This is a genomic window from Streptomyces sp. NBC_00576, assembly GCF_036345175.1.
In the GTDB taxonomy this organism is placed as follows: domain Bacteria; phylum Actinomycetota; class Actinomycetes; order Streptomycetales; family Streptomycetaceae; genus Streptomyces.
Window position 1 is genome coordinate 2,658,980 of the sequence record NZ_CP107780.1, and the last position, 21,608, is coordinate 2,680,587.

General features: G+C 69.1%; 21 protein-coding genes. 6 read left to right on the forward strand and 15 right to left on the reverse strand.

The features are described 5' to 3' along the window. Window positions 1–34: 34 nt before the first annotated feature. On the reverse strand, window positions 35–2,083 hold the full coding sequence (locus OG734_RS11040; protein ID WP_330287321.1) for an APC family permease: 2,049 nt from the start codon (window positions 2,081–2,083) through the stop codon (window positions 35–37). A 399-nt stretch (window positions 2,084–2,482) separates the two neighbouring features. Here OG734_RS11040 and OG734_RS11045 point away from each other — a divergent pair, with 399 nt between their 5' ends. Together OG734_RS11045 and OG734_RS11050 are read left to right on the forward strand one after the other, a co-directional pair. Beyond that, window positions 2,483–3,154, forward strand: coding sequence for a potassium channel family protein (locus OG734_RS11045; RefSeq protein WP_330287322.1), 672 nt, complete (start codon window positions 2,483–2,485; stop codon window positions 3,152–3,154). Next, window positions 3,154–3,831 (forward strand): potassium channel family protein, encoded by a 678-nt coding sequence (locus OG734_RS11050; protein ID WP_330287323.1) that lies wholly within the window; start codon window positions 3,154–3,156, stop codon window positions 3,829–3,831. Before OG734_RS11045 ends, OG734_RS11050 begins: the two co-directional genes overlap by 1 nt. Before the next feature lie 139 nt (window positions 3,832–3,970). On the opposite strand, the gene OG734_RS11055 is transcribed toward OG734_RS11050, so the two are convergent. The 8 genes from OG734_RS11055 to OG734_RS11090 form a co-directional block, all read right to left on the reverse strand. Then, complete coding sequence (locus tag OG734_RS11055; RefSeq protein ID WP_330287324.1) at window positions 3,971–4,693, reverse strand: DUF3159 domain-containing protein; 723 nt, start codon at window positions 4,691–4,693, stop codon at window positions 3,971–3,973. Window positions 4,694–4,696: 3 nt separating this feature from the next. Further along, window positions 4,697–5,095 (reverse strand): OB-fold nucleic acid binding domain-containing protein, encoded by a 399-nt coding sequence (locus OG734_RS11060; protein WP_319199917.1) that lies wholly within the window; start codon window positions 5,093–5,095, stop codon window positions 4,697–4,699. 68 nt (window positions 5,096–5,163) lie between these two features. Beyond that, window positions 5,164–5,847 carry a response regulator gene (locus tag OG734_RS11065; RefSeq protein WP_330287325.1) on the reverse strand — a complete coding sequence of 228 codons (684 nt, stop codon included), beginning with the start codon at window positions 5,845–5,847 and terminating at the stop codon, window positions 5,164–5,166. After that, window positions 5,844–8,432, reverse strand: a complete 2,589-nt coding sequence (locus OG734_RS11070; protein WP_330287326.1) for a sensor histidine kinase — start codon at window positions 8,430–8,432, stop codon at window positions 5,844–5,846. Before OG734_RS11070 ends, OG734_RS11065 begins: the two co-directional genes overlap by 4 nt. A 188-nt stretch (window positions 8,433–8,620) precedes the next feature. Next, window positions 8,621–9,835 carry an IS30 family transposase gene (locus tag OG734_RS11075; RefSeq protein ID WP_330287327.1) on the reverse strand — a complete coding sequence of 405 codons (1,215 nt, stop codon included), beginning with the start codon at window positions 9,833–9,835 and terminating at the stop codon, window positions 8,621–8,623. Between the two features lie 187 nt (window positions 9,836–10,022). Further along, complete coding sequence (locus OG734_RS11080; RefSeq protein ID WP_330287328.1) at window positions 10,023–10,787, reverse strand: DUF3710 domain-containing protein; 765 nt, start codon at window positions 10,785–10,787, stop codon at window positions 10,023–10,025. Between the two features lies 1 nt (window position 10,788). Next, entirely contained in the window at window positions 10,789–11,355 is a 567-nt protein-coding gene (gene dut, locus OG734_RS11085; protein WP_330287329.1) for a dUTP diphosphatase, read from the reverse strand. Beyond that, entirely contained in the window at window positions 11,352–11,936 is a 585-nt protein-coding gene (locus OG734_RS11090; protein ID WP_330287330.1) for a PaaI family thioesterase, read from the reverse strand. Before OG734_RS11090 ends, dut begins: the two co-directional genes overlap by 4 nt. 58 nt (window positions 11,937–11,994) lie before the next feature. Here OG734_RS11090 and OG734_RS11095 point away from each other — a divergent pair, with 58 nt between their 5' ends. Further along, a complete protein-coding gene (locus tag OG734_RS11095; RefSeq protein WP_330287331.1) occupies window positions 11,995–12,471 on the forward strand; it encodes a DUF3093 domain-containing protein in 477 nt (158 codons plus the stop codon). A 106-nt stretch (window positions 12,472–12,577) separates the two neighbouring features. On the opposite strand, the gene OG734_RS11100 is transcribed toward OG734_RS11095, so the two are convergent. From OG734_RS11100 to OG734_RS11115, 4 genes are all read right to left on the reverse strand, one after another. Then, the gene (locus OG734_RS11100) at window positions 12,578–13,507 is read right to left on the reverse strand and encodes a hypothetical protein (RefSeq protein WP_330287332.1); all 930 of its coding nucleotides are present in this window, start codon (window positions 13,505–13,507) and stop codon (window positions 12,578–12,580) included. A 13-nt stretch (window positions 13,508–13,520) separates the two neighbouring features. Beyond that, the gene (locus OG734_RS11105; RefSeq protein ID WP_006380512.1) at window positions 13,521–13,817 is read right to left on the reverse strand and encodes a DUF4193 domain-containing protein; all 297 of its coding nucleotides are present in this window, start codon (window positions 13,815–13,817) and stop codon (window positions 13,521–13,523) included. Between the two features lie 393 nt (window positions 13,818–14,210). After that, window positions 14,211–15,449: a sensor histidine kinase gene (locus OG734_RS11110; protein ID WP_330287333.1), complete on the reverse strand. Its 1,239-nt coding sequence runs from the start codon at window positions 15,447–15,449 to the stop codon at window positions 14,211–14,213. A 5-nt stretch (window positions 15,450–15,454) separates the two neighbouring features. Next, window positions 15,455–16,108, reverse strand: a complete 654-nt coding sequence (locus tag OG734_RS11115; RefSeq protein ID WP_006380516.1) for a response regulator transcription factor — start codon at window positions 16,106–16,108, stop codon at window positions 15,455–15,457. Window positions 16,109–16,542: 434 nt separating this feature from the next. Between OG734_RS11115 and OG734_RS11120 the strand changes: the two genes are divergently transcribed. After that, window positions 16,543–16,716: a hypothetical protein gene (locus tag OG734_RS11120; RefSeq protein ID WP_330287334.1), complete on the forward strand. Its 174-nt coding sequence runs from the start codon at window positions 16,543–16,545 to the stop codon at window positions 16,714–16,716. A 140-nt stretch (window positions 16,717–16,856) separates the two neighbouring features. Here the strand turns inward: OG734_RS11120 and OG734_RS11125 are convergent, their stop codons facing one another. Further along, the gene (locus OG734_RS11125; RefSeq protein WP_330287335.1) at window positions 16,857–17,672 is read right to left on the reverse strand and encodes an inositol monophosphatase family protein; all 816 of its coding nucleotides are present in this window, start codon (window positions 17,670–17,672) and stop codon (window positions 16,857–16,859) included. Window positions 17,673–17,680: 8 nt separating this feature from the next. Then, entirely contained in the window at window positions 17,681–18,808 is a 1,128-nt protein-coding gene (locus OG734_RS11130) for a ferrochelatase (protein ID WP_330287336.1), read from the reverse strand. Between the two features lie 150 nt (window positions 18,809–18,958). Between OG734_RS11130 and OG734_RS11135 the strand changes: the two genes are divergently transcribed. After that, window positions 18,959–20,197, forward strand: a complete 1,239-nt coding sequence (locus tag OG734_RS11135) for an MFS transporter (protein WP_330287337.1) — start codon at window positions 18,959–18,961, stop codon at window positions 20,195–20,197. Then, the gene (locus OG734_RS11140; RefSeq protein ID WP_330287338.1) at window positions 20,157–21,476 is read left to right on the forward strand and encodes a D-arabinono-1,4-lactone oxidase; all 1,320 of its coding nucleotides are present in this window, start codon (window positions 20,157–20,159) and stop codon (window positions 21,474–21,476) included. Before OG734_RS11135 ends, OG734_RS11140 begins: the two co-directional genes overlap by 41 nt. Window positions 21,477–21,608: the final 132 nt, after the last annotated feature.

The following is a 21,608-nucleotide window of genomic DNA, read 5'->3' on the forward strand; positions in this document are numbered from 1 at the left end:
ACAAGCCAATACCAGACGCGGTTCCCGACAGCCGTCAGTTCTTCGTGCTCGGTTCGTGCGTCCGCTCCTCGGCGGGCCCACGCCGGACGGATCCGGGCGCGTTCCAGTCCTGCCGCTTGCGGGCCCGCTTCTTGGCCACCTCGGACGACTGGAGCTGGTAGGGCACCGACGTCACCATGACGCCCGGCGTGAACAGCAGGCGCCCCTTGAGGCGCAGCGCGCTCTGGTTGTGCAGCAGCTGCTCGTACCAGTGGCCGACCACGTACTCCGGGATGATCACGGACACGGCGTCGCGCGGCGACTCCCGGCGCAGCCCCTTCACGTACTCGATCACCGGCCGGGTGATCTCCCGGTACGGCGAGTCGAGCACCTTGAGCGGCACGGTGATCCCCCGCCGCTCCCACTCCTCCCGCAGCGCCTTCGTCTCCACCGGGTCGACGTTGACGCTGAGCGCCTCCAACGTGTCGGAGCGCATCAGCTTCGCGTAGGCGAGCGCGCGCAGCGTGGGCCGGTGGATCTTCGAGATCAGGACGACGGAGTGCACCCGCGACGGCCGTACGCTGTCGTCGCTCGGGCCCTCCGGGGCCGCGATCTCCTCGGAGACCCGGTCGTAGTGCTTACGGATGGCGGTCATCACCGCGTAGAAGATCACCATGCCGAGCAGCGCCACCCAGGCACCGTGCGTGAACTTCGTACCGAGGACGACGACCAGCACCAGCCCGGTGAAGAAGGCGCCGAACGTGTTGATGGCTCGGGAGCGCATCATCTGCCGGCGCTTCGCCTGGTCCTTCTCGGCGGCCAGGTGGCGGTTCCAGTGCCGGACCATGCCGGTCTGGCTGAGCGTGAAGGACACGAACACGCCGACGATGTACAGCTGGATGAGGCGGGTCGAGTCCGCCCCGTAGATCCACACCAGCAGGATCGCCGCACCGGCGAGCAGCACGATGCCGTTGGAGAAGGCGAGCCGGTCGCCGCGCGTGTGCAGCTGGCGCGGGAGGTAGCGGTCCTGCGCGAGGATCGAGCCGAGCAGCGGGAAGCCGTTGTACGCGGTGTTGGCGGCCAGGAAGAGCACCAGCGCGGTGGCGGCGGCGAGCAGGATGAAGAAGAAGCTGCCGTCGCCGAACACGGCCTCGGCGACCTGTGAGATCACCGGGTTCTGGACATAGCCGGAGCCGACCGCGACTCCGTTGTCCAGCAGGTCGTTCGCGGGGTTCTCGGCCATGCGCACCTTGGTGACCATGGCCAGCACGATGATCCCGCAGAACATCGTGACGGCGAGGATGCCCATCGCCGCGAGCGTGGTCGCCGCGTTCTTGGACTTGGGCTTGCGGAAGGCCGGCACACCGTTGGAGATGGCCTCGACGCCGGTGAGCGCGGCACAGCCGGAGGAGAAGGCGCGCAGCAGCAGGAACACGAGTGCGAACCCGGCGAGCCCCTGGTGCTCGGCCTTGATCTCGTAGCCGGCCGTCGGCGCGCGCATGTGGTCGTCCAGCACCAGCCCGCGGTACGCGCCCCACGCGATCATGATGAAGACGCCCGCGACGAACACGTACGTCGGAATCGCGAACAGCTTCCCGGACTCCTTGACGCCCCGCAGGTTCATCAGCGTGAGCAGCACGATGACGGCGACCGCGCAGAGCACCTTGTGCTCGACGACGAAGGGGACGGCGGAGCCGAGATTCTCGATGCCCGAGGCGATCGACACGGCGACGGTGAGCACGTAGTCGACGAGCAGCGCGCTGGCGACCGTGAGGCCGGCCTTGGGGCCGAGGTTGGTGTTCGCCACCTCGTAGTCGCCGCCGCCGCTCGGATACGCGTGCACGTTCTGCCGGTAGGAGGCGACCACGGTGAACATCAGTACGACGACAGCGACCGCGATCCACGGGCTGAAGTGGTACGCCGACACGCCCGCGATCGACAGGACCAGCAGCACTTCCCCGGGAGCGTAGGCAACGGAGGAGAGCGGGTCGGAGGCGAAGACGGGGAGAGCGATGCGCTTCGGCAGGAGCGTTTCGCCGAGCCGATCACTGCGCAGTGCGCGCCCGATCAGGATCCGTTTGGGCACGTCGGTCAGTTTGGACACGGACAGGATCGTAAGCTCCCCGCCTTGTTCTGGGCACATCCGGGTGAAATCCCGACGGTCTGCCGAGTGAAATCCCGGCATGCGAGACAGGCAAGTGCCCCCGGAACGGCGTCCTCATGGCTATATGACGAAATCACAGCACCCCTTACGTCACCTTTACCCTCTTTCTCCTCAGGAGCCCCCATGCAGCATCTCGCCGCAGAGCTGATCGGCGCCGGCGCCACCCTTGTCGTCCTCGCCCTGCTGACCCTGGCCAGCGTCCGCAGCATCAGCCGCAGGTAGGGGGCCCGCATACACACGGAGAGCACACGGGGGTGCCCTCCGCCGACCGTGCGTGTGAAGCTTGGGCGGGGGTCTGAGACCCTGTTCAAGCCAAGTCAACGGATCGGAAGGACGGTCGTGCACATCGTCATCATGGGCTGCGGCAGAGTGGGTTCCGCTCTCGCGCAGACCCTGGAGCAACAGGGGCACACGGTCGCCGTGATCGACCAGGACCCCACCGCCTTCCGACGACTGGGCTCCGGGTTCGGCGGCCGTCGCGTCACCGGGGTCGGCTTCGACCAGGACACCCTGCGCGAGGCGGGCATCGAGGAGGCCGGCGCCTTCGCCGCCGTCTCCAGCGGTGACAACTCGAACATCATCGCCGCCCGGGTGGCCCGCGAGATGTTCGGCATCGAGAACGTCGCGGCCCGTATCTACGACCCCCGCCGCGCCGAGGTCTACCAGCGCCTGGGTATCCCGACCGTCGCCACGGTCCGCTGGACCGCCGACCAGATGCTGCGCAGGCTGCTGCCGTCCGGCGCGGAGCCGCTGTGGCGGGATCCCACCGGGGGCGTCCAGCTCGCCGAGGTGCACGCGTCGTCGGCCTGGGTGGGCCACAAGATCAGCAAGATGCAGGACGAGACCGGCGTGCGCGTCGCGTTCCTCACCCGTCTGGGCGAGGCGGTACTCCCCAGCTCGCAGACGGTGCTGCAGGAGGGTGACCTGGTGCACGTGATGATGCGTACGGACGACGTCGAAAAGGTCGAGGCGTCCTTCGCCGAGGGCCCTGAAGAGGAGACCGGTCACTGATGAGGGTCGCCATTGCCGGTGCCGGTGCCGTCGGCCGCTCGATCGCGGGCGAGCTGCTGGAGAACGGCCACGAGATCCTGCTGATCGACAAGGCCCCCACGGCCATCTCGGTCGAACGAGTCCCCCAGGCGGAGTGGCTGCTGGCCGACGCCTGCGAGATCACGTCGCTGGACGAGGCCGCGTTGCAGCGCTGCAACGTCGTGATCGCCGCGACGGGCGACGACAAGGTGAACCTGGTCGTCTCCCTGCTGGCGAAGACGGAGTACGGCGTTCCGCGCGTCGTCGCCCGCGTCAACAACCCCAAGAACGAGTGGCTGTTCAACGAATCCTGGGGTGTGGACGTGGCCGTCTCCACCCCCCGCCTGATGTCGGCCCTGGTCGAGGAGGCGGTGAGCGTCGGCGACCTGGTACGCCTGCTCCGCTTCAGCCACGGCGACGCCAACCTCGTCGAACTGACCCTCCCCCCGGAGTCGGCGCTGGCCGGTATTCAGGTCGGCGACGTGGAGTGGCCCGAGGACACGTCCCTGGTGACGATCATCCGCGGCACCCGCGTCCTGACCCCGTCCCGCGAGGACTCCCTGGAAGCAGGCGACGAACTCCTGTTCGTAGCCGCCCAGGCCAGGGAGGAACAACTGGAGGACCTCCTGTCGGTACGCAAGGAGGAAGCCCCGAGCTGAAGTCTTCTTCAGCCCGTCCGGCGTTTGAGGACGAGGCCCCTTCAGGGCCGAAGCGGGGGTCTGGGGGCGGCAGCCCCCAGGGATGGGACGGGTAGGGGCGGCGGGGGCGAAACAAGCCGACGCCCGCCCCCCACACCCCCTACTCGGAAGAAGAAGCCGCAGCCTTCCGCTGCTCCTCCGCCGCCCGCTCCTCCGCCTCCATCTCCGCGAACACATCAATCGGCGCCGGCGCCTTCGCCAGGAACACCCATGTGAGCCACACGGCCAACAGGAACGGCGGAATCTTCAACGCCACCAGCACCCACCCGAGCGACGCCGTGTCCGCCCACCAGTACAGCGGGAAGAGAATCGCGCACTTGGCGAGCAGAATCAGCCCCCACGCCCAGCTGGCCTTCGCGTACGCCTTCTTCCGTCCCGGATTACGGGTGCGCCAGGAGAGGTTCTCCTTGAAGACCGGGCCGAGGATCAGCCCGAGCAGCGGAACACCCGCCAGCGTCGTGATGATGTACGCCAGTGACAGCCCCAGCGTGTAGAGCATGCCGGGGAGATAGAAGTCCTTGGCATTGCCCGTCATCATCGCGAAGACGACACCGAAGGCAACGCCGAAAACACCGCTGAAGGCGTGCTTGACGGTGTCCTTCATGACGAGGCGCACCACGACCAGCAGCACCGAGACACCGAGGGCCGCGATGGCCGACGAGTGCAGGTCCTTGTTGATCGTGTAGATCGTGACGAAGAGCAGCCCCGGCAGGACCGTCTCGATCATGCCCCGCAGACCGCCGAACGCCTCGAAGAGCGCGGCCTCGGTCACCGCCCTGGAATCGTGCTGGGCGTCTTCGGTCGGCTTGTCGAGCGACGTCACCGGCTACTCCCGTCCGAGGGGTCTCAGTTCGTATTTCGGATTGAACAGCACACGGCGGCCCCGGCTCATCGAGATCCGCCCCGACGCGATCAGCTTGCGTCCCGGCTCTATCCCGACGATGGAACGTCTGCCGAGCCACACCACGTCCAGCGCGGCCGAGCCGTCGAAGAGCTCGGCCTCCAGGGCCGGAACCCCCGCCCTCGGCCGTAGCGTGACCGTGCGCAAGGTACCAGTAACCGTCACTATCTGTCGGTCGTGGCAGTCACCTATGCGCGTACAGCCGGCGATCACGGTGTCTTCGCGCAACTCCTCGGACTCCAGGTCCTCCTGCGACGAGGAAAGCCGGTCGAGCATGCGCCGAAACCGGCCCACCGGCTTCTCGGAACGAGGAACAGCACTCATACCTGAAGCGTACCGGCGCCCACCGACACCAACGTACCCCGGGAACACAGACCTTCCCCGGGACACCCCTACCGCTCGAACCGGTACCCCATCCCGGGTTCGGTGATGAAGTGCTTCGGATGCGAGGGATCCGACTCCAGCTTGCGCCGCAGCTGCGCCATGTACACCCGTAGATAGTTGCTCTCCGTGCCGTACGACGGCCCCCAGACCTCCTGGAGCAGCTGTTTCTGGCTGACCAGCCGTCCCGTGTTGCGCACGAGCACCTCCAGCAGATGCCACTCCGTGGGGGTGAGCCGTACGTCGCGCCCCCCGCGGTGGACCTTTTTCGCAGCCAGGTCGACGGTGAACTCGTCGGTCTCCACCATGACGTCGTCCTCGCCGCTCCCGGTGGGCTCGGCCCGGCGGACGGCGGCCCGCAGCCGGGCCAGCAGTTCGTCCATGCCGAAGGGCTTGGTGACGTAGTCGTCGGCGCCCGCGTCGAGCGCCTCGACCTTCTCGTCGGACGAGTGACGGGCGGACAGCACCAGAATGGGCACCCGCGTCCAGCCCCGGAGCCCCTTGATCACCTCGACGCCGTCCATGTCGGGCAGTCCCAGGTCGAGCACGACCACGTCGGGGTGGCGGGCGGCGGCGAGTTCGAGGGCGGTGGCACCGTCGGAGGCCGCGTCGACCTCGTACTTGCGTGCCCTGAGGTTGATCACGAGGGCACGCACGATCTGCGGCTCGTCCTCGACCACCAGCACCCGGGTCATGACGCCTGCCTTTCCGACTCAGCCGAAACTGCCGGCACCGCTGACACCTCTGACAGCCCTGGCACTTCTGTTCCCACTCCCCCCGCTCCCGCCCCGGCCGCCCGCACCGTGAGCACCATGCTGAGCCCGCCACCAGGCGTGTCCTCGGCCTGGAGGGTGCCGCCCATCGCCTCGGCGAACCCCCGGGCCACCGCGAGACCCAGCCCCACCCCGGCCCCGCGCGGAGCGTCACCGTATCGCTGGAAGGGCTCGAAAATGCGGTCCTTCGCCTCGTCCGGCACGCCCGGCCCGCGGTCCACCACCCGTACCTCCACCCGGTCGGCGATGGCGCTGGCGGCCACCAGCACCATCTCCCCGTCGGGGCTGTACTTGACGGCGTTCTCGACCAGGTTGGCCACCGACCGCTCCAGCAGCCCGGGGTCGACGGCGACCATCGGCAGGGTCTCCGGAATGTCCAGCTCGACACTGTCCTCGGGTACGCCCCCCAGCGCCATCGGCACCACCTCGTCGAGGTCGATCTCCCTGATCAGCGGGGTGACAGTGCCGGTCTGGAGCCGAGACATGTCCAGCAGGTTGCCCACGAGGTGGTCGAGCCGGTCGGCGCCGTCCTCGATGCCGGCCAGCAGTTCGGCCTGGTCCTCCTCGGACCACGCCACGTCGTCCGACCGCAGCGACGAGACCGCCGCCTTGATCCCGGCCAGTGGCGTACGCAGGTCATGGCTGACGGCGGCGAGCAGCGCCGTGCGGATCCGGTTGCCCTCGGCGAGGGTACGGGCCTGGTCGGCCTGGGACTGGAGGCGTCGGCGGTCCAGGACCACGGCCGCCTGGGCGGCGAACGCGGCCAGCACGCGCCGGTCGGCGGCGGGGAGTACCCGGCCGGACAGCGCGAGCGCCATGTGGTCGCCGACCGGCATGTCCACGTCCGCGTCCTCCGGCCGCTCCACCGCCTGCCGGGTGCCGACGCTGCCCGCGCAGGTCCACGGATCGACGTCGCCCGCCCGCTCCAACAGCGCCACCGACTCCATCCCGAAGGTCTCCCGGACCCGGTCCAGGAGGGCCTCCAGGCTGGTTTCGCCGCGCAGGACGCTCCCCGCGAGGAAGGAGAGGATCTCCGACTCGGCCCGCAGCCGGGCCGCCTGATGCGTGCGCCGGGCGGCCAGATCCACGACGGACGCCACCGACACGGCGACCCCGAAGAAGATCACCAGAGCGACGATGTTCTTCGGGTCGGCGATGGTCAGCCGGTGGTACGGCGGCGTGTAGTAGTAGTTCAGCAGCAGCGAGCCGAAGGCCGCCGAGGCGAGCGCCGGGTAGAGGCCGCCGAGCAGGGCCGCCGCCACCGTGAGCGCCAGGAACAGCAGCATGTCGTTGGCGAGGCCGAGGTCGACGGCGTTCAGCAGCAGCGCGAGGCCCACTGGACCGGCCACGCCGACCAGCCAGCCCCAGATGATCCGCGCCCGCCCGAGCCGGGCGCCCCGGGCCACGGGCAGCCCGCGTCCCTTGCCGGCCTCGTCGTGGGTGATCAGGTGGACGTCGAGGTCGGGCCCCGAGTCCCGGGCCACGGTCGCGCCGACCCCTGGCCCGAAGACGTACTGCCAGGTCTTGCGCCGGGAGACACCCAGCACGATCTGCGTGGCGTTCACGCCCCGCGCGAAGTCCAGCAGGGCCACCGGGACGTCGTCCCCGACCACATGGTGAAACGTTCCTCCGAGATCCTCTGACAGGGTCCGCTGGACGGCCAGTTCCTTCGGCGAGGCGTTGGTCAGGCCGTCGCTGCGGGCTACGTAGACGGCCATGACCTCGCCGCCGGCGCCTTTCTCCGCGAGCCGCGTGGCGCGCCGGATCAACGTACGGCCCTCGGGCCCGCCGGTCAGTCCGACCACGATCCGCTCCCGCGAACCCCAGATCCTGGAAACCTGGTGCTCACTGCGGTACTCGGTCAGATACTCGTCGACCCGGTCCGCCACCCACAGCAGCGCCAGCTCCCGCAGAGCGGTCAGGTTCCCCGGCCGGAAGTAGTTGGCGAGAGCCGCGTCGACCTTGTCGGACTTGTAGATGTTGCCGTGGGCCATCCGCCGCCGCAGCGCCTGCGGGGACATGTCGACCAGCTCGATCTGCTCCGCACGCCGGACCACTTCGTCGGGGACGGTCTCCTGTTGACGTACACCAGTGATCGACTCAACCACATCACCCAACGACTCAAGATGTTGAATGTTGACAGTCGATATCACGTCAATACCCGCGGCCAGCAGCTCCTCCACGTCCTGCCAGCGCTTGGTGTTGCGCGAGCCGGGAATGTTGGTGTGCGGCAGTTCGTCCACCAGGGCGATCTGCGGCCGGCGGGCGAGCACGGCGTCCACGTCCATCTCGGTGAACACGGATCCGCGGTAGGGCAACTCCTGGCGCGGGATCTCTTCCAGCCCGTGCAGCATCACTTCCGTGCGCGGCCGGCTGTGGTGCTCCACGAACGCGACCACGCAGTCCGTGCCCCGCTCGACACGGCGGTGCGCCTCGGACAGCATCGCGTACGTCTTGCCGACGCCCGGTGCCGCACCGAGGTATATCCGAAGCTTGCCGCGACCCATGGCCTCATTGTCTTCCCGTGTCTACTGCTCACGCAGCGTCGACCCTACGTCCAACAATGTTGACAAAAGGGACGGGAAGCTGGCCGGTGTACGTCTTTGACGCAACCCTGACGCACCGCCGAACGAAGAACGGTCCGTACCCCTCGTCGGCGGTTTCTAGGGGTCGTTGCAACACGTGGTCGTGTTGATCAGGCCGTGAGTAGTTTATGCAGGCGCTCGGCTGGGGTTTCCCAGCCGAGCGTTTTGCGTGGGCGGCCGTTCAGCTCGGTGGCGACGGCGTCGAGGTGTTCGCGGGTGTGGGCCGCCAGGTCGGTGCTTTTGGGGAAGTACTGCCGGAGCAGACCGTTGGTGTTCTCGTTCGATCCGCGCTGCCAGGGGCTGGCCGGGTCGCAGAAGTAGACCGGGACGTCCGTGGTGACGGTGAAGGAGCCGTGGGCGGCCATCTCTGATCCCTGGTCCCAGGTCAGGGACCGTCGGAGGTGGGTGGGCAGAGTCTGGACGGTTGTGACCAGTGCGTCCCGGACGCTTTCGGCGCCATGGTCTGCCGGCAGGTGCAGCAGCATGACGTAGCGGGTGGCGCGCTCGACCAGGGTGCCGATGGCCGACTTCCCGTCCTTGCCGATGATCAGGTCGCCCTCCCAGTGACCGGGCACGGCCCGGTCCTCCGCTTCGGCGGGGCGTTCGCTGATCATGACCATGGGGGTGGCGTATCGGGGTTGGCGCCGCTGGGCCTGGCGGCGGGGTTTGCGGTGGGCGCGGCCGGTGCGCAGGGCGCGGGCCAGTTCGCGGCGCAGCTCACCCCGGCCCTGGACGTAGAGGGCCTGGTAGACCGTTTCGTGGACCACGTGCATCTCCGGCCGCTGCGGGAACTGGGCCCTCAGAGCCTGGCAGATCTGCTCAGGGCTCCACCGTATGGCCAGGTGGTCCTGGATGAAGTCCCGCAGCTGGGGGTTCTGGCCGATCTTCCCGGGTTTGGGTCGGGGTCGGCGGGCATCGGCACGGGCCTGCGCGGCGTGCGGCCGGTAGTGGCCGCTGACCGGGTGGCGGTTGCGGCGGATCTCCCGGCTGACCGTGGACGGGCTGCGGCCCAGCTCGACGGCTACCGCACGGACCGTGGCCTTCTCCCGCAGCCGGTCGGCGATGTAAATGCGGTCGCTCTCGCGCAGATACCGCGAGGGACCGGGAGGAGGCGCCACCACGGTGACCGGTGACGCCCCGACGTTCCTGCCGGACGGCGCCCGGCCGTTACGCCAGCGCCGCCCGGTCTTCTCGTTGATGCCGACGATCCGGCATGCCTCGGTGTTGCTGTACCCCTGCTGCATGAGCTGAAGGTAGAGGCGCCGTTCCTCGGACAAGGGACGGCGCCCCTGGACAACGGACCGGTCCCGGACCTTGAAGTCCATCGCATCCCCTGAACTGGGGTGTTGCGACAACCACTAGAACCCAAGGTCAAGGGATACGGACCGTTCCGCGAAACGCAATACCCGGCTGCGAAACCGGGGCCCGAAAGGGACGCGGCGAACTGCGCGACCAGCCCTCACCGACCCGCGGCAAACGACCGCGTAACCAGCGGAGCTCTTGGCGGAGCGCCTAGCGAACCTCGGTGATCTCCGGTCCGCGCTGCAGCTGGCCCATGCCGCCGGAGAAGCGGGAACCGGCCTCCTCCTGCTGGACGCCCTCGGGCACCATCTGCGCGTCGTTCGGCAGCTTCAGGACGATCGGGTCGCGAGGCGCCATCGGCCCCTCGCCACGGACGACGACGGTGTCCCGGAAGATCTGCTCCAGCAGACCGGCGGCCTGCGGCTGCACGGCACCCTGCCCGGAGATGACACCCCGCAGGAACCACCGCGGACCGTCCACGCCGACGAACCGCACGACCTGGAAACCACCCGTGCCGTCCGGCAGTTGCACCGGCACCTGCGCCCGCAGCTCCCAACCCAGCGGCCCTTCGACCTCGTCGACGATGCCACCCTGCTGGGTGATGCCGCCGGCGATCTCCTCGCGCACCTCGCCCCAAATACCTTCACGCTTGGGCGCGGCGAAGGCCTGGAGCTGCACGGCGCTGTCGCGCAGCACGACGGTCGCCGCGACGATCGCGTCGCCCGCGACCTCGACCCGCAGCTCCATGCCGTCGACTCCGGGCACGAACAGTCCGCCCAGGTCCACTCGGCCCTCGCCGGGCTCGCGCACCTCGGTGTCGTCCCAGGGTCCGTCGGGACGCGGCTCCGGCTCCAGCCGGACGCGCGCACGCGAACCCGCTGCTTCGTCCGCCTCAGTGTCGACGCTGTCGACGACCTGCTCGGCCTCGCCGGCCGCGTCCTCGGCGGCACCCTTCTTCTTGCGACGTCCGAACACGTCACTGTCCTTCCCGGTCGGATACGACCGAAGCGTATCGATTCCCACCCGTTGTGCCGCCCAATGCGGCCTGACCGCTGTGACCGCTTCCACCGCCCACCGAGGCGTGACCGCCGGTGGACCCGAAGCCCCCCTCGGCCCGCGCCGAGCCGGGAAGTTCCGCGACCTCCCGGAAGCGGACCTTCTCGACCTGCTGGACAACCAGTTGGGCAATCCTGTCGAAGCGCTCGAATCGCACGGTTTCGTACGGGTCGAGATTCACCACGATCACCTTGATCTCCCCACGGTACCCGGCGTCAACCGTCCCCGGGGCATTCACCAGAGCGACACCGCACCGGGCCGCGAGCCCCGAACGAGGGTGCACGAAGGCCGCGTACCCGTCCGGGAGCGCGACAGACACACCGGTGGGCAGAACAGCCCGTTCCCCGGGCGCCAGTTCGCACCCCTCCGTGGTCCGCAGATCGGCCCCGGCGTCACCCGGCTGCGCATACGCCGGAAGCGGTACGTCCGGATCGACGCGCCGGATGAGAACGTCCAGGGGCTCACGGCCCGTGGGTGCGGGGCTCACGGGTTCACCTCGAATGCGCGGGCGCGTCGGATCTGGTCCGGGTCGCTCATGGCTGCCTGGATCTCCTCCGGGCGGCCGTTGTCGATGAAGTGGTCGACCTTGACCTCGATGAAGAGGGCGTCGGCACGCACCGCGACGGGCCCGTCGGGGCCTCCGATGCGTCCGGTCGCGGTCGAGTAGATCTTCCGCCGGGCCACCGCCGTGACCTCGGCCTCCAGGTACAGCAGGGTGCCGACAGGCACGGGCCGGACAAACTCGGTCTCCAGCCGTCCGGTCACCGCGATGGTACGCAGCAGCCAGTTCAGCGAGCCGAGCGTTTCGTCCAGCGCGCTGGCGAGCACGCCGCCGTGGGCGAGGCCAGGGGCACCCTGGTGGGCGGCCCGCACGGTGAACTCGGCGGTGACCGTGACCCCGTCTCCGGCCCGCGCGGCGAGGTGCAGCCCGTGGGCCTGCCCGATTCCACATCCGAAACACTGTTCGTAGTGGGAGCCGAGGAGCTCTCCGGGCGCGGGCGCGTCCGGGTGCCGCACGGGCGCCACGGCGTCGGCGGGAGGCTTCAGAGCTGCGGAAGGACCACTCACAGCCGCAGACCTTACCCGCGAGTCGGCCGTCGACCGACACCATGCCAAGCTTGGCTCCATGCAGCTTTCCGCCTCCCCCTACGAAGAACGCCTCACGGCCCCCCGCTCCTGGTGGCTGATCTCGTTCCTGGTCGGCGTCTCCTTCGCCCTGATCCTGCTCCCGTTCGGCACGCTGCCCCTGCTCGGCGGCCTGGTGGGCGGTACCGCGGTGGCCGCGGTGGCGGCGAGTTCGTACGGCTCGATCCGGATCCGGGTCGTGGGCGACGCGTTGATCGCGGGCGAGGCGAAGATCCCGGTGGCGGCCTTGGGCGAGGCGGAGATCCTGGACGCGGAGGAAGCGCGCGCCTGGCGCACGTACAAGGCGGACACCCGCGCCTTCATGCTCCTGCGCTCCTACATCCCCACGGCACTGCGCGTGCAGGTCACGGACCCCAAGGACCCCACCCCGTACCTGTATCTGTCGACACGGGAGCCCGAACAGCTGGTGGCGGCACTGGAATCGGCGCGGGCGGCCGCTGCGCGCGACGCGGGCTGAACCGGCGGAGCGGCGGCTCGGGCACGTCGGCAAATTCTTCCTCCGCGGCGGGCAAAGACCTGCCCGCCACGTGTGCACACAGGGTTGACCACGCCTCGCGGGACCTCTAGGTCCCGAGTTCCTTCGGCCCGTTGTTCCCGAGGTCCAGCGCGTCCGCGGGCGGCTCCAGCGGGGGCAACTCCGGGAGCTGGTCCCAGGGGACCTGGAACTGGCGCAGGTCTTTGCGGATGCGGTCCGCGAGCCTTCGGGTGTCGCGCCGGTTCATGACCGCGCCGACGGCGGCGCCCACCATGAACGGCATCAGGTTGGGCAGGTCCCGGACCATCCGCTTCATGATCTGCTGGCGCAGTTCGCGCTTCATCTGGCCCCCGAGGGCCGAGTTGATCGTCGACGGCTTCGTCACGTCGATCCCGCGTTCGCCCGACCACGAATTCAGGTACGCGGTGCTGCGCTGCTTCAGGCCGCCCGGTGGCCGCGCGCCGTAGACCTCGTGCAGCTCGGCGATCATTTTCAGCTCGATCGCGGCCACGCCGGTGATCTCGGCGGCCAGCTCGGTCGGCATGGCCGGTGGCACCGGCAGCATCGCCGCGGCCCCGATGCCCGCCCCGACGGTCGCCGTCGCGCTCGCGGCGCCCGCGACGAGTTTGTCCGCGAGCTGCTCGGGCCCGAGGCCCGGGAACTGTCGACGGAGGGTGGCGAGGTCGCGTACGGGGATACGCGGGGCGATCTCGATGATCCGGTCGGTGAGGTAGGCGAGGCCCGCCCTGGCCCGGCTGCCGCCCTTACGGACGCCTTCCCTGGCCTTCTGCCGGATCGCTGCCGTCCGTCGCCCTGCGACGACGGGGACGGAAGGCTCGGCCGGCACCGGGAGATCCTCCCCGTGGTCGGCCGGCCTGGCGGCCGGTTCGAGCGAGGCCGATCCGGTATCGGATGAGCCCCGCTCGTCGTCACGCACACCATGAGGGCCGTCCTGCGGCCCCTGGTCCGCTCCCCGCAGGGGGAAACGGCGCTTCCAAGGAGGGGTCGAGCCAGTCACGGCCGACCCTGCCTCAGTCGCAGTCGCGGCAGATCGGCTGACCGTTCTTCTCGCGGGCCAGCTGGCTGCGGTGGTGCACCAGGAAGCAGGTCATGCATGTGAACTCGTCCTGCTGCTTGGGCAGCACCCGGACGGCCAACTCCTCGTTCGAGAGGTCCGCTCCGGGCAGTTCGAGGCCCTCGGCGGCCTCGAACTCGTCGACGTCCACGGAGGAAGTCGACTTGTCGTTCCTACGCGCCTTGAGTTCTTCAAGGCTGTCCGAGTCGACGTCGTCGTCGGTCTTGCGTGGGGTGTCGTAATCCGTTGCCATGTCGCGCTCTCCCCCTCTGGGTGTCTGCGGTGTCTCAGCGCAGGTAACGCGTGAGAGGCCGGACTTGTGCCCGACCTGAGGCGGAGATTTTGCCTCACATCAAGGTCTGTTACTCAATCGACACCCAACCGACCCCCTCGAGAGAGATCGGCATGGATGGCGATCGGGACCGTACACGGTCCGAATGCCACACTTCAAAGGCCCCCACCGTGTACTTCCCGTGATCACGACCCCCGAAAACCCGGATTATCCGGGCCTTACGGTGGCTTTCATGATCACGGAGAGTAGATGGCCGGAAATTCGCCCTTGTGATCGATCGCACACGAGGCCGCCGGGAGGGTACCCCGGAAATTCCGCGCAAAGCGAACATCCTCGCGTGTCGGCGACATGATCTCAGATAGAAAGGGCGACTCGCATCACGAGCCCACCCCCCTCACGCGGCTGGGCCGAGATATGACCGCCGTGAGCGCGCGCCACAGAGCGCGCGATCGACAGTCCGAGGCCCACACCCTTGTCGCTGCCCGTTCGCTCCGTACGCAGCCTCCTGAAGGGCTCGAAGAGGTTGTCGATCTCGTACGCCGGGACCACGGGACCCGTGTTCGACACCACCAGCACCGCCTGCCCGTGCTGGACCGCGGTGGTCACCTCGACCCAGCCGTCCTCCGGCACGTTGTATCGCACCGCGTTCTGTACGAGGTTCAGCGCGATCCGCTCCAGCAGCACGCCATTGCCCTGGACGACCGCGGGATCGCACTTCCCGCGGAACACGACCCCCTTGGCCTCCGCCTCGGCATGCGTCTGATCGACGGCCTGCGAGGCGACCTCGGCGAGGTCGACCGGTTTCCGCTCGACGATCTGGTTGTCGCTGCGGGCGAGCAGCAGCAGCCCCTCGACGAGCTGCTCGCTGCGCTCGTTGGTCGCCAGCAGCGTCTTGCCCAGCTGCTGGAGCTCCGGCGGCGCCCCCGGATCCGACAGGTGCACCTCGAGGAGCGTTCGGTTGATCGCCAGCGGCGTTCTCAGCTCGTGCGAGGCGTTGCCGACGAATCGCTGCTGAGCGGTGAACGCCCGCTGGAGGCGCTCCAGCATGTCGTCGAGGGTGTCCGCCAGCTCCTTCAGCTCGTCGTCGGGGCCGTCCAGCTCGATCCTGCGGGACAGGTCCGAGCCGGCCACCGCGCGGGCCGTGCGGGTGATCCGGCCGAGCGGCGTAAGGACCCGGCCGGCCATGGCGTAACCGAAGGCGAAGGCGATCACGGCGAGGCCCAGCAGCGTGAGCAGCGAACGGCTGAGCAGGTCGTCCAGGGCGTGCTGCCGCAGGGCGTCGTTGCACGACTTGAGCGCCGCGTTGAGCTGGACGTCATTGGTCGCGGCGTTCAGCACCGGACATGTCTCGCTGGTGATGCTGACGCCGCTGCCGGAGATCTGGAACGACTGGTTGTTGCCTCCGCGGATGGCCTGGGCGGCCAGCAGATAGATGATCGACAGCAGCAGGATGCCGGCGATCAGGAACATGCCGCCGTAGAGCAGCGTGAGGCGTATGCGGATGGTCGGGCGCAGCCAGGGCAGCTGCTGCGGCTTCCTCGGGTCCCAGGTGGGCTTCGGAGGCGCCTTCGGGGGAGCGGGTGTCGTGGCCATCGAGTTCAGATCCGGTAGCCGGAACCGGGCACGGTGACGATCACAGGGGGCTCGCCCAGCTTGCGACGCAGGGTCATCACGGTCACCCGTACGACGTTGGTGAACGGGTCGGTGTTCTCGTCCCAGGCCTTCTCCAGGAGCTGCTCGGCGGAGACGACCGCACCCTCGCTGCGCAGCAGCACCTCAAGGACGGCGAACTCCTTGGGCGCGAGCTGGACCTCCTTGCCGTCGCGGAAGACCTCGCGGCGGTTCGGGTCGAGCTTGATGCCGGCGCGCTCCAGGACGGGCGGCAGCGGCAGGCTCGTACGCCGGCCGAGGGCACGCACGCGTGCCGTCAGCTCGCTGAAGGCGAAGGGCTTGGGGAGGTAGTCGTCGGCGCCGATCTCCAGTCCCTCGACCCGGTCACTGACATCTCCGGAAGCCGTGAGCATCAGCACGCGTGTGGGCATGCCGAGCTCGACGATCTTGCGGCAGACATCGTCGCCGTGCACCAGCGGGAGGTCCCGGTCGAGGACGACCACGTCATAGTCGTTGACGCCGATGCGCTCCAGGGCCGCCGCACCGTCGTACACGACGTCGACGGCCATGGCCTCCCGGCGCAGTCCGGTGGCCACCGCATCGGCGAGCAGTTGCTCGTCCTCGACGACGAGTACGCGCACGTCGTTTGTCCTTCCTCGGGGTCGCCCGCGGGCCAGGACGGCACGTTGGCGGGATCTGTTCGTATGGTCAGGCCTCCATCCTGCCGCTTTCGCCCGTAAACCGGTTGTAAGAGGGCCCCGGACGATCACCGCAGGGCACCTTCCCGCCGGCCCGGAGCCGACCCTGTCGACGCCGGAGGGAAGAATTCTCGGCGGGTTGAGGTTTCCTCCGCAGGGAGCGGGGGGAGGACGGTTTTACACCCCGCGATCACGCTCTGCGTGTGCCATGACACCTAGTGGCACAACGAACCGCTTTCCGCGGAGCGGGCGTGGGTGTCCGGCACCGTCGCCGCCCAGCAGGGCAGCGCTGGGCACCCAGTTGGAGACGTGATCGCCCCTTCCGAACGGCACACCCCCGTGCCATCGACCCACGACCCAGGACGAGGGGGCGCAGCATGGACGCATTCACCGCAGGACTTCTGCAGCGCATAAGGGCGACCGAGACCGACCTGACGCGGGCTCGTGACGAGGGCGACGACTTCCTCGCCGAGGTGGAACAGGCCGAGCTCGACGACCTGCGCCGCCTCGCCGCCGAACACGGTGTGGAGGTCGGCGCGGCCAGCGTCTGATCAGCCCGCAGAATAGAAAAAAAGGGGACCCCGGCATCGATCCAGTGCCGGGGCTTCCCCCTTTTTTGGTTCGTTCGCCTTCGGGACCACAAAGCCGGAGGCGTGGGGGCAGTGGGCCTTGGTGGGCCCGCACCCTGGCCTCAGTCGTGCCAGGCGCCGAAGTCCTCCAGGAGGCGTTGGAGGGGTTCGAAGACGCCGGGGGTGCCCGCGACCGTCAGATCCCGTGACGGGCGCTCTCCGGGGCGCCCACCTGTCTGCGCGCCCGCCTCTCGGGCGATCAGGTCACCCGCGGCGACGTCCCAGGCGTTGAGACCCCGCTCGTAGTAGCCGTCCAGGCGGCCCGCCGCCACATCGCACAGGTCGACCGCCGCCGAGCCACCACGCCGGATGTCGCGCAGCAGCGGGATCAGTTGCCGGGCCACCTCGGCCTGGTGGGCCTTGACCTCGGCGACGTAGTTGAAGCCCGTCGACACCAGGGCCTGGTCCAGGGGCGGGGCCGGGCGGACGGCCAGTCGGCGTTCGCCCTCCCAGGCCCCGGTGGCCCAGGCTCCCCCGCCGCGCACGGCGTGATACGTCTCGCCGCGCATCGGCGCCGCGACCACGCCGACGATCCGCTCGCCGTCCCGCTCGGCCGCGATGGAGACGGACCAAGTAGGCAGCCCGTACAGGTAGTTGACCGTGCCGTCGAGCGGGTCGATGACCCAACGGATGCCGCTGCTGCCCTCGCTGGAGGCGCCCTCTTCGCCGAGGAAACCGTCGTCCGGGCGCTGGTCGGAGATCACGTCGGTGATCAGCTTCTCCGCCGCGATGTCCATCTCCGTGACGACGTCGATGGGGCTGGACTTGGTGGCGGCGACCGCGAGATCGGCCGGCCGGCCGTCCCGTAGCAGCTCTCCCGCACGGCGGGCCGCCTCCTGGGCGAGCCGGAGCAGTTCGGGCAGCAGGGGGTCGGTCACAGGAGTCCTCACGCGTACGAGCTGTCGGCGCCCGCGGCGGCGGGCCTGGGGGCACGGGACGGGCAGCAGCCCACGGGGCAGACGTTCCGGGTCGCGCCGAGCGCGCCCAGGGCGCACGGCGTGACGTCCTGCCCACTCTCGGTGGCGGCCCGCTCCAGGACGAGTTCGCGGATGGCGGCGGCGAAGCGCGGGTCGGCACCCACGGTCGCGGAACGGCGCATGGGCAGGCCCAACTCCTCCGCCTTCGCCTTGGCCTCCGTGTCGAGGTCGTACAGGACCTCCATGTGGTCCGACACGAACCCGATCGGCGCGATCACGACGGCCGGGGCCCCGGCGCCGTGCAGCGCCTCCAGGTGGTCGCAGATGTCGGGCTCCAGCCACGGGATGTGCGGGGCTCCGGAACGCGACTGGTAGACGAGCCGCCAGGGGTGGTCGACGCCGGTCCGCTCGCGCACGGCGCCCGCGATCAGCTGTGCGGTGTCCAGATGCTGCTTCACGTACGCTCCACCGTCGCCGTGGTCCTCGACGGGCCCGGAGGTGTCGGCGGAGGCTGTCGGGATGGAGTGGGTCGAGAAGGCGAGGTACGCGCTGTCCCTGACTTCCTCGGGGAGTTCGGCGAGGGAGGTGAGCACGCCCTCGATCATCGGCTCCAGGAAGCCCGGGTGGTTGAAGTAGTGCCGCAGTTTGTCGACCTCGGGCAGGTCGAGGCCCTCGCTCTCCAGGGCGGCCAGGGAGTCCGCGAGGTTCTCGCGGTACTGACGGCAGCCCGAGTACGAGGCGTACGCGCTCGTGGCGAGGACGAGGATGCGGCGTCTGCCGTCCTGGACCATCTCGCGCAGGGTGTCGGTCAGATACGGGGCCCAGTTGCGGTTGCCCCAGTAGACCGGCAGGTCCAGACCGTGATCCGCGAAGTCCTTGCGCAGGGCGTCCAGGAGGGCGCGGTTCTGGTCGTTGATCGGGCTGACCCCGCCGAACAGGAAGTAGTGCTGTCCGACTTCCTTGAGGCGTTCCTTGGGGATGCCCCGTCCGCGTGTCACGTTCTCCAGGAACGGAACCACGTCGTCCGGGCCCTCGGGGCCGCCGAAGGAGAGCAGGAGCAGGGCGTCGTAGGGGGTGGCGTCGAGCGCATCTCGCATGGTTCCGATCCTGCCACCCCCCTCTGACAGCCGGGATCCCGGCCCGTCCTCGCGGGTGCGTCAGGTGAACCTGATACGTAAGATGTATCGGCCTCCTTCACGCCTTACTCGGGTGTCCTTCACGCCTTACCGGATCGACCGGAGACCGCCGTGCCCAGCCCCTACCGCGCCCTTTTCGCCGCCCCCGGCTCCAGTCGCTTCACCGCCGCGGGGTTCCTCGGCCGGATGCCGCTGTCGATGATGGGCATCGGCGTCGTCACGATGGTCTCCCAGCTCACCGGCCGCTACGGGCTCGCGGGTGCCCTCTCGGCGACCATCGCCCTGGCCGCCGCGGTGGCGGGCCCGCAGGTCTCGCGCCTGGTCGACCAGTACGGGCAGCGCCGCGTGCTGCGCCCCGCGACGCTCTGCACCCTGCTGGCCTCGGCCGGGCTGTTGCTCGCCGCGCACTTCGGGTGGCCGGACTGGGTGCTGTTCGTGTGCGGCGCCGGCATCGGCTGCGTTCCGAGCGTCGGCGCGATGACCCGGGCGCGCTGGGCGGCCGTCTACCGGGACACCCCGCAGCTGCACACCGCGTACTCCTTCGAGTCCGTGATGGACGAGGTCTGCTTCATCTTCGGGCCGATCATCTCGATCGGGCTGTCCACGGCGTGGTTCCCGGAGGCGGGGCCGCTGCTCGCCGCCTGTTTCCTGGCGGTCGGCGTGTTCTGGCTGACGTCCCAGCGCGAGACCGAGCCGAAGCCGCATCCGCGGGCGCAGCACAGGGGCGGCTCGGCGCTGCGCTCCCCCGGTCTCCAGGTCCTCGTGGTCACCTTCGCGGCGACCGGGGCGATCTTCGGGGCCGTCGATGTGGTCACCGTCGCCTTCGCCGAGGAGCGGGGCCATCAGGGCGCCGCGAGCGTCGTGCTGGCCCTCTACGCGGCGGGCTCCTGCGCAGCAGGAGCCGTGTTCGGGCTGCTGCACCTCCCGGGAGCCCCGGAACGTCGGTGGTTGCTGGGCATATGTGCGATGGCCGTGAGTATGATCCCCCTCCTACTGGTCGGAAACTTGCCGTTTCTGGCCGTGACGCTGTTCGTTGCGGGTCTGTCCATCGCTCCCACGATGATCACGACGATGTCCCTCATCGAACAGCACGTACCACGCGCACAATTGACCGAGGGCATGACCTGGGTGAGCACCGGGCTCGCGGTCGGCGTCGCGCTCGGCTCCTCCATGTCCGGCTGGGTGATCGACGCCGCCGGTGCGAGCGCCGGGTACGGGGTTCCGGTGGCGTCCGGGGCCGTTGCGGTCGCGGTTGGTTTCCTGGGGTACCGCCGGCTGAAGAGGCCGGCTCCGTGTCGGGGAGGCACCGTTGAGCAGCACAGTGAGCGGCAAGAGCGGCACGTGGCGTAACTGGGCGGGCAACGTCACCGCCCGGCCCGTCCGGGAGGTCACGCCCGCTTCCGTGGAGGAACTGTCCGCCGCCGTGCGAAAGGCAGCCGTGGACGGTCTGAAGGTTAAGGCCGTCGGCACCGGTCACTCCTTCACCGCGACCGCCGCCACCGACGGGGTGTTGATCCGCCCTCAACTCTTGACCGGCATCCGCAATGTTGACCGCGAGAACATGACGGTCACGGTCGAGGCGGGCACTCCACTCAAGAGACTCAACATGGCTCTCGCTCGCGAGGGGCTGTCGCTCACGAACATGGGCGACATCATGGAGCAGACGGTCTCGGGTGCCACCAGCACCGGCACGCACGGCACCGGCCGCGAGTCGGGTTCGATAGCCGCCCAGATCAGGGGGCTAGAGCTGGTGACGGCGGACGGTTCGGTGCTCGTCTGCTCCGAGAAGGAGAATCCCGAGGTCTTCGCGGCGGCCCGGGTCGGCATCGGCGCCCTGGGGATCATCACGGCGATCACGTTCGCCGTGGAGCCCCTCTTCCTGCTCACCGCCCGCGAGGAGCCGATGACCTTCGACAAGGTCACCAGCACGTTCGACGAACTCTGGGCCGAGAACGAGCACTTCGAGTTCTACTGGTTCCCGCACACCGGCAGCACCAACACCAAGCGCAACAACCGCAGCGCGGGCCCCGAGAAGCCGGTCAACCGGATCACCGGCTGGATCGAGGACGAGTTCCTCTCCAACGGCGTCTTCCAGGTGGCCCAGTTGGTCGGCCGCACAGTGCCGGTCACGATCCCGACGATCGCCCAGATCTCCAGCAAGGCCCTGTCCGCGCGGACCTACACCGACATCCCTTACAAGGTCTACACGTCGCCTCGCAGGGTGCGCTTCGTGGAGATGGAGTACGCCGTTCCGCGCGAGGCCCTGGTGGCGACGCTGCGCGAACTCAAGGCGATGGTCGACCGGTCGGACATGCGGATCAGCTTCCCCGTGGAGGTGCGCACGGCCCCCGCGGACGACATCGCGCTCTCCACGGCCTCGGGCCGCGACAGCGCCTACGTCGCCGTCCACATGTTCCGCGGAACGCCCTACCAGGCGTACTTCACCGCCGCCGAACGCATCTTCACGGCACACGAGGGACGACCGCACTGGGGCAAGGTGCACACGCGGGACGCGGAGTACCTCGCCGGTGTCTACCCCCGCTTCGGGGAGTTCACCGCCCTTCGGGACCGGCTCGACCCTGAACGTCTGTTCCAGAATGACTACTTGCGGCGGGTTCTCGGCGCGTAGCGAAGCAATTGGTTCCGTTTCCGACGTTTACGTGAACTGCGCTGCGTCCGAGGTCACGGAACCGGTGGGGGACCGGCCAACTCGCACTCCCCAGCAGGAATTGGGTGGCGTGCCAATCCACGCACGTGGCCC

What these genes read in the sequence shown, in the direction of transcription:
- OG734_RS11050 (WP_330287323.1), top strand. Translation starts at nt 3,154, where the DNA reads ATGAGGGTCGCCATTGCCGGTGCCGGTGCCGTCGGCCGCTCGATCGCG.
- OG734_RS11060 (WP_319199917.1), bottom strand. Translation starts at nt 5,095, where the DNA reads ATGAGTGCTGTTCCTCGTTCCGAGAAGCCGGTGGGCCGGTTTCGGCGC.
- OG734_RS11065 (WP_330287325.1), bottom strand. Translation starts at nt 5,847, where the DNA reads ATGACCCGGGTGCTGGTGGTCGAGGACGAGCCGCAGATCGTGCGTGCC.
- OG734_RS11070 (WP_330287326.1), bottom strand. Translation starts at nt 8,432, where the DNA reads ATGGGTCGCGGCAAGCTTCGGATATACCTCGGTGCGGCACCGGGCGTC.
- OG734_RS11075 (WP_330287327.1), bottom strand. Translation starts at nt 9,835, where the DNA reads ATGGACTTCAAGGTCCGGGACCGGTCCGTTGTCCAGGGGCGCCGTCCC.
- OG734_RS11095 (WP_330287331.1), top strand. Translation starts at nt 11,995, where the DNA reads ATGCAGCTTTCCGCCTCCCCCTACGAAGAACGCCTCACGGCCCCCCGC.
- OG734_RS11105 (WP_006380512.1), bottom strand. Translation starts at nt 13,817, where the DNA reads ATGGCAACGGATTACGACACCCCACGCAAGACCGACGACGACGTCGAC.
- OG734_RS11110 (WP_330287333.1), bottom strand. Translation starts at nt 15,449, where the DNA reads ATGGCCACGACACCCGCTCCCCCGAAGGCGCCTCCGAAGCCCACCTGG.
- OG734_RS11120 (WP_330287334.1), top strand. Translation starts at nt 16,543, where the DNA reads ATGGACGCATTCACCGCAGGACTTCTGCAGCGCATAAGGGCGACCGAG.
- OG734_RS11130 (WP_330287336.1), bottom strand. Translation starts at nt 18,808, where the DNA reads ATGCGAGATGCGCTCGACGCCACCCCCTACGACGCCCTGCTCCTGCTC.